The following is a 13,598-nucleotide window of genomic DNA, read 5'->3' as shown; positions in this document are numbered from 1 at the left end:
ACTCAGGAAATCTATGCTAATAACTCATATCTAAATGATAATACCCATATTAAACGGTTTATTTTTAAGAAAATAGCTGAAAATTTTAGTAAAAATAATTTTTCAGAGTTTAGTGGAACAATTTATGTTCCAACTAATTTAATTGATAAGGAAATTAGGTGACAAGTTAAAAAGGAATATACAAATGAATTAAAAAAGAGGCTGTGATCAGTTATCACAACCTCTTTAGTATTTTAAATTAAGTACGATTCTTGAGCACCAATTAGACGAATGATTTCAAGAAAATCATTTTTAGGTAATGAGTTTAAAAACTGACTTTGATATTTTTCAAGTTGGTCAGCTAAAGGATAAGGATCTTTTTGTTGAATAATATCATCGGCAGTAAAATCAGTTTCTGGAATTGCAATTAAATTAGAATCAATTTGCTCAGGATTCAATTCAGACGATTCTTCAGCAACAAATGAAAATGCCGTATCTGAATAGTAGTAATTTAAAAATGTTGCATATTTTTTAATCCAGATCATTCTTTGATTATTAGCGGTTGCTAATTCATTGATTTTTAACAATCTTGCAGGATTAAAAGGCTTTAACCATTTTTGTAGATCCTGGTGATCAGAATTGATCGATTGTTCAATTTGATCTTGAATATTTTTTTCAGTGCAAGTAACTTTAGTTGCATTTTGATTGATATTAGAATTAAATGAAACAAATTGGCTTAATTGCTCTTCTTTAAAAATTCGTTTCCATTTTTTGATGCGATTTTTATGTTGTCCTTGAGTAATAAAATTAGGAACATAACCTAATTTTTCACCTGTCGATAAATCTTCAATTAAAACTGCAATCGATCCCGTTAAACCATCATCACTGTCAAAAGCAGTAATTTTAAATTCTAATCCTAAAGTAGTAGAATAACCCGTTGGCAAAATTCTGAATTTAGGCATTACATTTGGTTTTTTAATAATATGATTACGCCATAGTTTTTGAAGTAACAGCATTAAATCATAACTAAGATTAATCCGGCGATATTTCGATGCATTACTTTGAATAATATTTAAAGTGTCTAAAGATAAGTGTGTAATAACAACGTCTTTAAATGCACTAGCATTTTCTACATCAGAATCAATAATAACTTTTTTAATCGATGATTTTAAAATTAATCCACGTGCACCATTAATTTGCGTAACTTTCATTTAATAACAAACTCCTTATAAATTTAGATCTGTTTTAAAGTTTAAAAGCGACATATCAGTAGCTTGTGTAATTAATTGGCTTGTTAATTGATGCATGCGATCGATTCCAATTTGTTGAAACTGAATGCTTCGCTTAGTTAAGAAACTAACTTGTTCTTTATTATCTAATTGACGTGCTTGGTTATCAGTTTCCTGAATTAGGTTAGTATATTGAGCATACAAGTCATCTTGAGCATCAGATAATAATTTACCAAATTCCAAGTAGTGCGGATCAACTAAAACGCCGACTAGTTTATAAATCCAGTAAGCAGAATCTGGTGAATAATTCTTAGTACCAACTTTATAGGCAGGATGTACATCGGTAGCTGCAGCATAAAATGGAACAAATACACTTTGAGCAGTTACTCCTAAAGCAAGCCAATGAATCCCAGCAAGATTATGTGGAACATTTGGTCGAATTTGTAAAATATGTGATTCCTGTGTTTTGGCTAAACTAACAGGCCGAAATTTCTTCTTATCTTCTTCAGAACCATTTCCAAGTGGATCATACTTTGTTTCTTTAAAATGAGAAGATAAAACAGCTTCAACATCATCACGATGAATGAGTCGGCTTGCTTTTCGAATGAACGGCAAGTTTTCACTCATTGGATCTTGTTTGATTTCAGGATTTAAAATGCGTTGACCGTCCCAAACGCGTGGAGTATTGTAAATTTCATCAGAGTATGAGTGAGTTCCAAATATATTTCTAAAGTTGAATCCTTTTTTAGCAGTATTTAAGTGATTTTTATTAACAAAACTTTGAATTCCTTTTGAGTATATGAAATTGTCATGGTCATTAAAATTAACTTCTTGAATAGCTAATTGATTAGCAACAACTGCATAGCAATCATCTGGAATTCTTTGTGCAACCCAATGATGCCCAGAACCAATTTCCATATACCAGACTTCATCTTTGTCAGAAAATAAAATCCCATTGGCTTCAGCGGCTCCATGAGAAGAAATGATTTCACCTAAGCGTTTCACTCCTTCACGCGCAGATTTAATGTAAGGTAAAACTACATTGATCATTGCTTCTTCGGCAATTCCATGATCAGTTAATGGATCAAACCCTAAAACACGACGATTAGCATATGCACTTTCAGTAGCACTCATTGCGACATTATATTCATTAATACCATCTTCTTCAAAAGAACCAAATTCACTCGTCCACTCGGGGGTAGCAGTATATTTAAAACGAGTAGCAGGCAGTGAAATAGAAAAATGATTATCTTTATCAGGTGAAGAATAGTGATTGTTTTCAATATTTTCCAGATGAGGATGAACGATCATATGTTTAGGCCAAGCACTACGACAATCTTCATTTCGTCCAATCATAGTAGAACCATCAGCGGTTGCTTTTTTTCCAACTAAAATGCTGGTACAAGCAGATAAAGTTTGACGATTACTAAACATTTTAAAACCCCATTTCTAAGTAATTTCTTACTAATAATTATATCAATTCTTGATTTAAATTAAAAATTTTAATCTGACAAAGAAAAAGGTGTTTAAGAATAATTTATCTTTAAACACCTTTAATTAATTTAATTTGTTTTTCGATTTAAAAATTTCATTATAAAGTAGAATGGAATTGCAATAATTAAGCCACCAAATCCCCAAATTAAGTTATGCAAACTTGCTTTTGAAAGTAGCCAAATACTAACTAAAATAGCAATGATTGGAATGACTGGGCCAAATGGAATTTTAAATGGTCTTTCAGCATCTTTTTTAGTTTTACGAAATACTAAAATCGAAAGACATGTTGGCAAGTATTGTGCAAAACGAGAAACAACACTAATTGCAGCTAATGTAGTAAATGATCCAGAAAGTGCAATTGGTAAAGTAATTGCTGCCGTTACAATAATGGCCCAGAAAGGAACATTGTTTTGAGAACGTTTCTTCATAAATTTAGGTAGCAACCCATCGTCGGCTAATGCTATAGCTGAACGAGGAGTAATAAATGATGAAGCAATGTTAATACCACCAATTGAAATCAATTCACCACATGCAACAATGATCATTCCGCCATTTCCCATAAATTGTGTCATTGCAGCCTGAATTGGAGTAGTGAAGGAAGCTAATTTAGTACCTAAAACACCAATTGAAACTATTTGAATTAAAAGATAGAAAATAGATACAACTGTCATTACCAAAATAATTGCTTTTGGCAATGTTTTTTGTGGATTTTCCATATCTTCAGAAGCCACTGCAATTGATTCAAATCCAGTAAAAGCATAAAAAATTAGAAGGGCAGCAGCGCCAAAATTTGTGCTATTAAAATTAGCAGGAACAATTGGTTGGAAATGACTACCTTTAATGAAAAAGATTCCAATCACAATAAATAGCACTAATGGAATAATTTTGCCAATGGTTGCAAGATTATTAATAATTTTAGAAAAACTTACACCTAATAAATTAATTAATGATAATCCAATAATCACAGTGGACATTACCATAATTTGAGCAAAGCGATTATTTAAAGCTGGAAAAATTTGCGATAGGGCAGTCGCAAATCCATTGGCCATGGTTGCCCATGCAATCATACTAATAATCCATTTAATAAAGCCAACTTCAAATCCAATAAAATTACCAAATGCTTCTTTAGCGTAAACATAAGGTCCTCCATCTTTTGTAAATAATCCAGCAGCTTCAGCAAAACAAAGAGCAATTGTAATAACCAACAAGGCATCAAAAAGAAAAACGAACAAACTAGAAGTTCCTACTAATGAGTATGCTTGATTAGGTAAAAGGAAAATTCCAGATCCAATAATGGCATTAACTCCTAATAAAATAATACTAAGTAAGCCTAATTTATTTTTCATCACTTAAACTCTCTTTCGCTTTTTGAATAATTAAATCAAAAATATTTTTGGCATTTTCATTAATGCGATGAAGCATCTCAGGATGAAATTGAACTGCAAATTCTAAATTAGAATATTTTTGATTTTGAAATCCTTCGATGACACCATCGGAAGCAACTAAACCAACTTTAAACTCATCAGCTAGTTGATCAATGACTTGATGATGGAATGAATTAACTGTAATTGTCACATTATCAAATAAATGAGCAAATAAAGAATCTGGTTGAACTTTAACTGTATGAGTCTGATTAGTAGGATTTCCAGGTTGAGTATGTTGAATTAATTCATGGTCAGCATAACTTAAATCTTGAAGAATTGTACCACCATGATATACATTTAAAATTTGTGCTCCACGACAAATTCCGAGAATGGGTAAATTTCGTTTTTCAGCAAATTCAATTAATTTGAGATCAAAAAAATCACGTTGAGGAAAAGTTTCTGTTAATTTTTGGCGTGGTTCTTGATGATAATTCAATGGGTCAACATCATGGCCACCACTTAAAATTAAGCCGTCAATTTGATTAATTTGATCTGCAATAACCTTTTCATCAGTATTAAACGGAATAATAAAAGGAATTCCGTCTGCTTGAACTACAGAATCAATGTAATCATCATTAACATATGAGCGATGGTATCCAGGGAAAGGAGCACCAGAGTCAACAATAACGCTTCCAGAAATTCCAATGATTGGTTTTCTTTCCATTAATAACAGTCCTTTCTAAAAAATAATACATTAATTTTACAACTTACAAAAAATAAGTGCAATAGATATGAAAAAATTTTATGTTAACAAATGTAATTTGTTAGAATCAAATTGCAAAATTTGATTGAATTCGTTAAGATAAACTGTAGCATAAAGGAAAGGAGCACAAAAATTGCCGTTAGTACATATTGAATTGATTGAAGGTCGCTCTCAAGAACAACTTAAGCAATTAGTAGCAGATGTTACAACTGCCGTAACTAAGAATACAGGAGCACCAGCCGAACATGTTCATGTTGTTCTTAATGAAATGAGAAAAGATCGTTACGCTGTTGGTGGTGTTTTAAAGAGCGATGAAAAATAATAAATAAAAAACAGACTGAATTTCAGTCTGTTTTTTATTTATGCTAAACCTAAGTAATCTTCTAGGTAATATGCCATTCCATCATGATCATTATCAAGTGAAGTCACATCATTTGCAAGACTTCGAATTTGATTTGTACCATTTTTCATGGCAACCCCCCACCCAGCATAACTAAGCATTTCAGCATCATTATGTTCATCGCCAAAGGCTACAATATTTTTCTTGTCAATATTATAATGTTGTGCCAAATAGCGAACACCATATGTCTTATTTACACCTCGAGGAGAAAGTTCCAAGATAGGGTTAGGACCACCCCAAACGTCAACTGTAATGCGATCACCAAAGCTAGATTCTAATTGATGAACGATATTGTCTTTCTTATCAGTATCAACTAAAAGCATCATTGAAGTTGGATCTTGTTGTAAATTAATTTGATTTAATATATCCGTTGATTTTAATGCATTTGGAAAGTACCCATCTAAAATATGATTAGGAACATCAGCTAAAGCAAGATGTTTGCCTTCAGCAGCAATTACTTTAATTCCTAAATTATCTTTTTCACTTAGAATATCAAATGCAATTTTACGATTAAATGTTAATTCATATTCTTTATCCCAGGTTTGATGGGGGATATGGCCTAAGGAGCCATTGAAATTAATCATGGGAGTTTTTAACTGAAGTTCATCATAGTAATTTACAGAATTACGATTAGGTCTACCAGTAACAATTGTAACAATATGACCAGCTTGTTGAGCTTTTTGGAGCACTTCTTTAGTTTTATAGTTGATTTCAGAATTTTTATTAAGCGTAGTACCATCAAGATCTAAGGCAATTAATTTTCTTTCCATATTTATTCTCCGATCATCTTTATTAGTTAATTAATTTAAAACTACCACAAAGTTCAAGGAATTACTAGAGTTTATTTACAAATTTGGGTTATAATAATATATAATCAACTAACTTAAAGGAGCGTTTTCAATGATTACTATTTCACATAAAATGTATCAAAAACTTCCATTTTTAGAATTAGTAGAAGATGAAAAACAAAATGAGGCCTTACCTTTAATCATTTTTTATCATGGATGGATGGGAAGAAAGGAAAATAATTTAACTCAAGGATATGAGTTAGCTAAAAAAGGATTTCGGATCGTAATGCCAGATGCATTGTTTCATGGCGAACGTGAAGAAAATGGTCCTGCTAAAGAGCATCAATTGCAATTTTGGCAAATTATTGAAAAATCAATTGAAGAATTTCCAACTTTAGTTAAATGGTATGCAGATCAAGGATTGATTAAAGAACAAAAAATTGGTGCTGCAGGTCTTTCGATGGGTGGAATTACTACATGCGCATTATTTACAGTTTATCCATGGATCAAAGCAGCTGTATGCTTAGAAGGTACGCCAAGCCCTGTAAAATTTGCTAAAATGTTAGTCGATAATTTACCTGGAATAGAAGAAATTCCAGAAGATTATATTCATGAGCAATTAGCAGGATTAAATCAAATTGATTTATCTTTAAATCCAGAAAAAATTGCGCAACGTCCACTTCATTTTTGGCATGGAACTGCTGACAAGATGGTGCCATATAATTTAACTAAAGAATTCTTTGATCATATTCAAGGAAAAGATTATGCTAAAAATGTTACGATGACAACAACTGATGGAGCTGGGCATAAAGTTCCATATGAAAAAACAGTTGAAATGGCAAATAAATTTGGTGAATATTTTGAAGATTAAAGGGGGGTTATGGGGATATTTTAATCAGTTAGGAAGTAAAAGCTAAATGGCAAAAAAGAATTTGATAACGATACTATATACTGCATTACTAGCCTTTTTTTGTGTGTTTATTTTTTCAAAAATTAATCAACGAGATTTGGTATTACAACTTGATAATCACAACTTAACTGCAAATGCATATCAAATTAATTTAAAAACCAATGAGAAGTTAAGTAAGTTTACTGATGAACTTAATAATAGTTCAAAAATTAATGATGTTCAGGTTCATTTTCAATCTAAAAAAGATCAAAATGTTACATATTTTTATGGGAAAGGTAACTTTCCGGTACCACCAATGGTTTCAGGTTCATTTTTCTCAAAAAATGATTTTGATTCAATTGTAAATATTGCAGTAGTAGGTCAAAATTTACAAAAAAAATTGTATAAGCCTAAAGATCAAGCATACTTGCATTTTGATGATTATTACATTCCGGTAGTGGGAATAATGGGAGATGAAACCAATACAAAATTAGATGATCAAATTTTTATTGCGGGTGGACGTAAAGTAATGGAGAATTTATATTCTAATGACTTTATTATCAAAATTGATGGTCGTGAAAATTTATCAGCTAAAGTATTAAAGAAAACATTCAATGCTGCAAGTGTTAAGAAAATTGCTAAGCAAAATACATTTGTTCAAAGCGGATCATGGATTACAAATCACCCAATGCAATTTATTGGTTTAATTGGTTTGATTATTCTTGAATTCTCAGGAATTCTTTTGTGGTCAATTGCTGGTACAAAAGATTACCGTGCAGAAATATTTGCAACGCGGGATAAACGGAGAGTAATTTTTAACGAATGGCGTTCATATACTACTTATACGGGTATAGGATCGATTGTAGGAATATTGATTGGAACAATGGCATTTACATTAACAACTTACTCGCAATTAATTCCATTCATTCTAATTTTATTTGGCGCAACAAGTATAACTTTCTACTTTACAGTTAAGAATAAGGTCAATAAAATTAATATTAAGATGTAAAATTAAGAAAGGAGCAGAAGTGACATTTGTCACTTCTATTTTATTTTGAAGTTACCAGAAGATTTTATCAATAAGTACAAAATTTTACTGAAAGATCAAGCTAATGATTTTTTTAAAAGCTTAGATCACGATGTTGAAAAAGGATTTCGATTAAATTCATTAAAATATGAGTTTAAAAATGTTAAGTATTCTTTAGATAACCCAATTCCATTTATAAAAAATGGATACTATGGAGCAATCCAAGGAAATTCATTAGAACATCAAAGCGGATATGTCTATAGTCAAGATATTAGTGCGATGTATGTAGGAGAAGTTGTTAATGCTCAAGAAGGCGATAAAGTTCTTGATTTATGTGCCGCTCCTGGAGGAAAATCAACGCATATTGCTCAACAATTGAAAAACAGTGGCTTATTAGTAAGTAATGAAATTAATCATAAAAGAGCAGAAATTTTAGTAGAAAATTTGGAACGTTTTGGGGCACATAATGTCATTATATTAAACGAGGAACCTGTAAATATTGCAAAAACATTTACTAGTTTTTTTGATAAAGTAGTGGTAGATGCACCTTGTTCAGGTGAAGGAATGTTTCGTAAAGATCATAATGCAGTTAAGTATTGGCATAAAAATTATCCAACTGAATGTGCAATTCGTCAAAAGCAAATTTTGACAGAAGCAATTAAGACGTTAAAACCAGGAGGAGAATTGATTTATTCAACCTGCACATTTGCTCCGGAAGAAGATGAACAGGTGGTCGAGTGGATTTTGAAAAATTATCCAGAATTTGAGTTAGTTGATATTTCGAAATATGCAGGAATGGATGCAGGAAATCCAGATTTTGGTAATGGAAATTTAGAATTAACTAAAACAGTTCGGCTAATGCCACATCACTTTAAGGGAGAAGGACAATTTGTTGCTAAGTTGAAGCTAAAAGAAAAAATTATTGGAACGAAAAAAGCAAAGAAAAAGGGGAAAAATAGTTTAAACATTACAAATGAGCAACTGCAATATTTAAAAAAATTAACTAATGAATTAGGAACAACATGGCCTAATATTTCAAAAAAAGACTTAAAAGTATATGATAATCATTTGTATTTATATAAACAAGACTGGCCAGATATTTCTAAACTGAAGTTTATGCGTCCTGGAATTTATTTAGGAGAATTTAAGAAAAAACGGTTTGAACCTAGTTATGCCTTGGCATTAGCGTTAAGTCCACTAGAAGTTGAACGGAAAATTACGATTTCTAAGGAGCAATGGGAAATTTATATGACAGGGCAAACGCTTCAAATTGAACAATCATTACCAAATGGATGGTATTTGTTAATTTGTGAAGAGAAAGGCTTCTCATTTGGAAAACTAGTAGGGAATACTATTAAGAATTTCATACCTAAAGGACTTCGCTTTAGAAAATAGACAAATAAAAGAGGCTGTGACGTAAGTCCAGCCTCTATTTCTATATCCATATAATCGTGCTCCCAAACTTACAGCATACCCGTTTCTAGTGTTTTGTCACAACTTCTTTTATTTTGTAATTTGATTTTTAAAGTTCATTAAGTCTGTACTCAATACATAAGGAACATTTCGTAATTCTGAAATTGTTTTGCATCCTAAAAGAGTCATGGTATCTTTAATTTTATCAGTTAAAGATTCAATTTCAAAAAGGAGTCCTTCTGTTCCATGTTGGATCAAAGTATGTAAAAACATCCCAGAAATACCAACATTATCAACACCTAAGATTAAGCACTTAATTATTTCTAAAGCATTGCGAATACCACCAGATGCGGTTATTGAATAATTAGTACGATAGTTTTGAGCAATAATTAAATTTTGTGCTAATGATAGTCCAATTTCCGATAAAAATGAATAATCATGGGGATGACGCCGTTCATTTTCAATTTTAACAAAATTAGTTCCACCTTTAGCAGCTAAGTCAATATACTTAACATTAAGAGTTTTTAAAGCATCAAGTGTTTGACTGGAAAGACCTTGTCCAACTTCTTTAACCATTACAGGTTTATTAAGATTTTGAACAATTTGGGCAATATTTTTTTGCCAATAAAATGATCGATCTCCTTCAGGCATAACCAATTCTTGAGCAACGTTTAAATGAATTTGTAATCCATCTGCATTGGTTAACTGCATGATTGCCTTAGCTGCATTTGAGTCATTGCCAGCACCTAGATTGGTAAATAATAAAGTATCAGCTGTTAGTTTTCGGAGTTTTTTAAATCCATTTGCACTTTCACTATTTTTTAGTGCAATGCTTGCTGAACCAGTTGCAAATGGAATATGACATTGGTTTGCAACTGACGCAAGTTGCAAATTAATTTTATCAGTTTGAGCACTTCCACCTGTAATTGCATTGATAAAAAAAGGGGAAGAAGTATTATATCCCATAATAGTTGTATCTAAAGAAACTTCATCTTTTGAAATTTCAGGAAGATTATTAACAAGTAATTGAATTTGATCTAATTGATTAAAACTATTTTGAGAATAAAGTTTTTCTGCAATAATAACATGTTCATCTTTACGGTGTGCTTGAATATTCATGGTTACTCCTCTTGATATACTTTGATTTCTAATGGCAAAATTTGATTACTACGCCAGCGTTCAAATACAGGAGTAGTATCTTGCTTATGATCAAAAATTGCAATTCCGCAATCACCACCACCAGCACCGGATGTTTTGGCTGCGCCTTTAAAGTGATTAGCAATCTCAATTAATTTAGTTAATTGAGGAGTTTCAATATTAACTTGGCTAATGTTACTTAATGTTTGTAATTCATGGCGGTTAATACTGATTTGATTTTTGATTGCTTTTAAATTTGCATCTTTAAAAGCAGTGATCATTTTTTCAACGCACTCTTTGCTTTTTTTTAAAAAACAATCATATTGGCGTAAGTCATGTTGCTTAGCTTTTGTTATTAAGTTTTTAGTTGAAGCAGGGGATCCTGACCATCCAACTAAAAGTTTTAAATTTAATGGAGCTTTTAATGGAATAATTTTTAAATCAGGCCAAGAAGATTCAACTAAATTTAAAATAGAGTTTTGAGACTGTTCAGCTAGCCAAGTGCGATCAACAGAATAATAAGCTAACCATCCAGTATAAGCAATCGCTGCAATATCACCTAAAGAACCATTTCCTTGAACATTATAGTGTGCAAGTGCAGCTAATTTAAAAATAAGTTCTTTACTAGCATCAACATGATAGTATTTAAGCAATGCTTTAACTACACCTACAGTGACGGCAGCAGAAGAACCTAAGCCAAATTTTTTACCATTCTCACTATCTAGTTCACTATCAATTACTAGATCAAAATAAGAAAGTGAATAGCCCAGTTCTTGAAGATACTTTTCTGTAATCGTAATTGCTTCTATAACATATTCAAAAGTATTTTGAGTATGTTCTAATAAGTTTATTTGATTATTAATTCGTTGCCACTTTAAAGGAGCAGCATATTGTTTTGAATAAAGTGTTCCAAAATTTATGTTTTGAGCTTTTGAAATTTGAAATTTAACAAAGCGATCAACTGTTGTTAAGATTGAGGGAAAACCATTTTCTACTACGGCGTACTCACCAGCAATATATAATTTTCCGGGAACTTTTAAATTAATCAATCAATCACTTCCTAACTAACAAAGTTAATTTAAAAATTTAACTCCTTCACCAGGTTTGGTAAAGGCAAATGCAACTTGAGGGAATTTTTGTTGTAACTTTGTTTTTATTTTTGCTACATTTTTTTGTTCGCAAAGAATTTTAACATTTGGTCCAGCATCTAAAGTATAGTAACAAGGAAGCTGTTCTTCATCACGTAATGCTTCAACTGCTTGCATTATTGCTAAACTTAGAGGCTCGAAATAGTTAAAATGGGGAGTTGCACTTAAATTTAAAGCATGCATTTTCAATGCATTACTTTCAGTAATTTCACCTAAAGATTTAAAATCGCGTTCTTGAATCGCTTGTTTAATGTTAATTAAATCCTGATTTACACTTTCAACCCAAGCAGAGTAGTAGGGAGATGTTTCTACTACATTTTGCATTCCTGTACTTGAAGAAATCTTCTTTTCTTGGGAATTGACCACTGCTACAAGCATTCCAATATCCCAATTCAAATTTTCTTCAATTGGAACTGCATATGATGTATCATCACTTGTTCCTTGAATCCATTCAACAAAGCCTCCATAAATAGATCGACTGGCCGAACCAGATCCTCGACGAGCTAGCCTTGATAATTCTTGGCGTGAAAGATTTAATTCAGCACTTTGACTTGCAGCAGCTGCTAATGCAGCGAAGGCAGAAGCCGATGAAGCTAATCCCGCTGTAGAGGGAACATGGTTAATAGATTCAATGTGAGCAAATTGATTAATATTATATTTTTCACGCATAATATTCATGAATCTAATTACTTTAGCATTTTCTTGAAGGTGTCCATCTAAAACAAAAACATCATGCTTTAATTGGTCATCAAATTGCACAGTAGTATCTGTATAGTAGTGATCTAAAGTTAAGGATAAAGATCCATTCATAGGAATTATTAAATCTTGATTCTTTTTTCCCCAATATTTAACAAGAGCAATATTTGTGTGCGCGCGTGCCGTTATGCGCTTGGATTGCATTATTAACCCTCCTTAAATAGTGGTTCAATCCAGGTTTTGGTTGCACCTGCATTAAGTAATACTTCTGAAAGATGAGTAGCCTCTTTACGAGTTTTTACAAGGTTAATAAAACAACCACCTTTTCCACCACCAGTTAGTTTACTTCCAAGTGATCCATTAGAAAGACTAATTGAAATAAGTTTATCTAATTGAGGACAACTAACTCCTAAACTAACCAATGCTTTTTGAGCATCATTAAAAATATCACCTAAAACAGTAATTTGATTATTTGCTAAAGCATCTTTGGCATTATAAGTTAATTGGCCAAGGGTCTCAATGAGATGTTGAGTTTCATTGGGGTGTTGTATTAAATGCTCTTTAACCACAGAAATGGCTTCACTTGTTTTGCCTTTAATGCCACTATCACAAATAACTAGATACCCATGCAAATTAATAGGAATATTTTTAAGTTCTTGATTGCGAATAAGCCAAATCGGTTCTTCACTTGCACTTGTAGCAGCATCTAAGCCACTAGGATTTTTATGAGTGTCTTTTTCTGAAATATTTGCTAAATTTAACAAATGTGTTTTCGTAAGTGGCTTATTCATGTAATTATAAAAAGCACGAATAATCGCAATTGCAACTGCAGCTGAAGATCCCATGCCCCGTTCAGCTGGTAAGTCACTAGTTATTTTTATAGTAAGTGGTTTTGTAATATTGTTTTTAGTAATCAAATAATTGATTAAATGTTTAAAGCCAGTCATTGAAGCAGGCAATGTAGATAAATTACCTGTATAGTAGCTACTTTCAAGTATTGTTGATGAAACATCATTTTCTTTAATAGTAACGTTAACATTTACAGTTGTAAGTGGAAGAGCAATTGCTGGTTGCCCATAAACAACTGAATGTTCACCGATTAAAATAATTTTGGCGTTACTTATCCCTTGAGCTAAAATCTTTTTTTCATTCGTCAAGGCTAAGCTTCCTTTCATTATTAATTCCGATCAATTTAAATAAAGTAAAATAAAATCATTCTAATTATACATTAGTTTATGGAAATGTAACAATATTTTTTGTTAAAACTAGAT

13 protein-coding genes are annotated in these 13,598 nt (G+C 31.7%); 4 read left to right on the top strand and 9 right to left on the bottom strand.

Features of this window, described 5'->3' with window-relative positions; translation table 11 throughout:
* Positions 1 to 233 precede the first annotated feature (233 nt).
* From ACWCL1_RS02335 to ACWCL1_RS02320, 4 genes are all read right to left on the bottom strand, one after another.
* Positions 234 to 1,190, bottom strand: a complete 957-nt coding sequence (locus ACWCL1_RS02335) for a hypothetical protein (RefSeq protein ID WP_454545329.1) — start codon at positions 1,188 to 1,190, stop codon at positions 234 to 236.
* 15 nt (positions 1,191 to 1,205) lie between these two features.
* Complete coding sequence (locus ACWCL1_RS02330; protein WP_454545328.1) at positions 1,206 to 2,642, bottom strand: C69 family dipeptidase; 1,437 nt, start codon at positions 2,640 to 2,642, stop codon at positions 1,206 to 1,208.
* A gap of 128 nt (positions 2,643 to 2,770) precedes the next feature.
* Entirely contained in the window at positions 2,771 to 4,048 is a 1,278-nt protein-coding gene (locus tag ACWCL1_RS02325; protein WP_454545327.1) for an APC family permease, read from the bottom strand.
* Complete coding sequence (locus ACWCL1_RS02320; RefSeq protein ID WP_454545326.1) at positions 4,038 to 4,790, bottom strand: gamma-glutamyl-gamma-aminobutyrate hydrolase family protein; 753 nt, start codon at positions 4,788 to 4,790, stop codon at positions 4,038 to 4,040. Before ACWCL1_RS02320 ends, ACWCL1_RS02325 begins: the two co-directional genes overlap by 11 nt.
* A gap of 172 nt (positions 4,791 to 4,962) precedes the next feature.
* On the opposite strand from ACWCL1_RS02320, the gene ACWCL1_RS02315 reads away from it, so the two are divergent.
* Positions 4,963 to 5,151, top strand: coding sequence for a 2-hydroxymuconate tautomerase (locus ACWCL1_RS02315; RefSeq protein ID WP_454545325.1), 189 nt, complete (start codon positions 4,963 to 4,965; stop codon positions 5,149 to 5,151).
* A 38-nt stretch (positions 5,152 to 5,189) separates the two neighbouring features.
* On the opposite strand, the gene ACWCL1_RS02310 is transcribed toward ACWCL1_RS02315, so the two are convergent.
* Positions 5,190 to 5,999 (bottom strand): Cof-type HAD-IIB family hydrolase, encoded by an 810-nt coding sequence (locus ACWCL1_RS02310; RefSeq protein WP_454545324.1) that lies wholly within the window; start codon positions 5,997 to 5,999, stop codon positions 5,190 to 5,192.
* A gap of 130 nt (positions 6,000 to 6,129) precedes the next feature.
* Between ACWCL1_RS02310 and ACWCL1_RS02305 the strand changes: the two genes are divergently transcribed.
* The 3 genes from ACWCL1_RS02305 to ACWCL1_RS02295 are packed head-to-tail and all read left to right on the top strand — an operon-like array spanning position 6,130 to position 9,328.
* Positions 6,130 to 6,888, top strand: coding sequence for an alpha/beta fold hydrolase (locus ACWCL1_RS02305; protein WP_454545323.1), 759 nt, complete (start codon positions 6,130 to 6,132; stop codon positions 6,886 to 6,888).
* A 46-nt stretch (positions 6,889 to 6,934) separates the two neighbouring features.
* Entirely contained in the window at positions 6,935 to 7,915 is a 981-nt protein-coding gene (locus tag ACWCL1_RS02300) for an ABC transporter permease (protein ID WP_454545322.1), read from the top strand.
* 45 nt (positions 7,916 to 7,960) lie between these two features.
* Positions 7,961 to 9,328: an RsmF rRNA methyltransferase first C-terminal domain-containing protein gene (locus tag ACWCL1_RS02295; RefSeq protein WP_454545321.1), complete on the top strand. Its 1,368-nt coding sequence runs from the start codon at positions 7,961 to 7,963 to the stop codon at positions 9,326 to 9,328.
* Positions 9,329 to 9,436: 108 nt separating this feature from the next.
* On the opposite strand, the gene fni is transcribed toward ACWCL1_RS02295, so the two are convergent.
* Genes fni through mvk form a run of 4 tightly spaced genes read right to left on the bottom strand, consistent with a single transcriptional unit; the run spans position 9,437 to position 13,484 of the window.
* Entirely contained in the window at positions 9,437 to 10,465 is a 1,029-nt protein-coding gene (gene fni / locus ACWCL1_RS02290) for a type 2 isopentenyl-diphosphate Delta-isomerase (RefSeq protein WP_454545320.1), read from the bottom strand.
* Positions 10,466 to 10,467: 2 nt separating this feature from the next.
* On the bottom strand, positions 10,468 to 11,532 hold the full coding sequence (locus ACWCL1_RS02285; RefSeq protein ID WP_454545319.1) for a phosphomevalonate kinase: 1,065 nt from the start codon (positions 11,530 to 11,532) through the stop codon (positions 10,468 to 10,470).
* Positions 11,533 to 11,556: 24 nt separating this feature from the next.
* Positions 11,557 to 12,531 (bottom strand): diphosphomevalonate decarboxylase, encoded by a 975-nt coding sequence (gene mvaD / locus ACWCL1_RS02280; protein WP_454545318.1) that lies wholly within the window; start codon positions 12,529 to 12,531, stop codon positions 11,557 to 11,559.
* 2 nt (positions 12,532 to 12,533) lie between these two features.
* Complete coding sequence (mvk, locus tag ACWCL1_RS02275; protein ID WP_454545317.1) at positions 12,534 to 13,484, bottom strand: mevalonate kinase; 951 nt, start codon at positions 13,482 to 13,484, stop codon at positions 12,534 to 12,536.
* Positions 13,485 to 13,598: the final 114 nt, after the last annotated feature.

This window comes from Ligilactobacillus sp. LYQ135 (assembly GCF_053711055.1).
This window is presented reverse-complemented; position numbering and strand designations above follow the sequence as displayed.

Bases quoted from the DNA above. Each gene is read 5' to 3' on its own strand.
- ACWCL1_RS02335 (WP_454545329.1), bottom strand. From the start codon at position 1,190: ATGAAAGTTACGCAAATTAATGGTGCACGTGGATTAATTTTAAAATCA.
- ACWCL1_RS02330 (WP_454545328.1), bottom strand. From the start codon at position 2,642: ATGTTTAGTAATCGTCAAACTTTATCTGCTTGTACCAGCATTTTAGTT.
- ACWCL1_RS02325 (WP_454545327.1), bottom strand. From the start codon at position 4,048: ATGAAAAATAAATTAGGCTTACTTAGTATTATTTTATTAGGAGTTAAT.
- ACWCL1_RS02320 (WP_454545326.1), bottom strand. From the start codon at position 4,790: ATGGAAAGAAAACCAATCATTGGAATTTCTGGAAGCGTTATTGTTGAC.
- ACWCL1_RS02310 (WP_454545324.1), bottom strand. From the start codon at position 5,999: ATGGAAAGAAAATTAATTGCCTTAGATCTTGATGGTACTACGCTTAAT.
- ACWCL1_RS02305 (WP_454545323.1), top strand. From the start codon at position 6,130: ATGATTACTATTTCACATAAAATGTATCAAAAACTTCCATTTTTAGAA.
- ACWCL1_RS02300 (WP_454545322.1), top strand. From the start codon at position 6,935: ATGGCAAAAAAGAATTTGATAACGATACTATATACTGCATTACTAGCC.
- fni (WP_454545320.1), bottom strand. From the start codon at position 10,465: ATGAATATTCAAGCACACCGTAAAGATGAACATGTTATTATTGCAGAA.
- mvaD (WP_454545318.1), bottom strand. From the start codon at position 12,531: ATGCAATCCAAGCGCATAACGGCACGCGCGCACACAAATATTGCTCTT.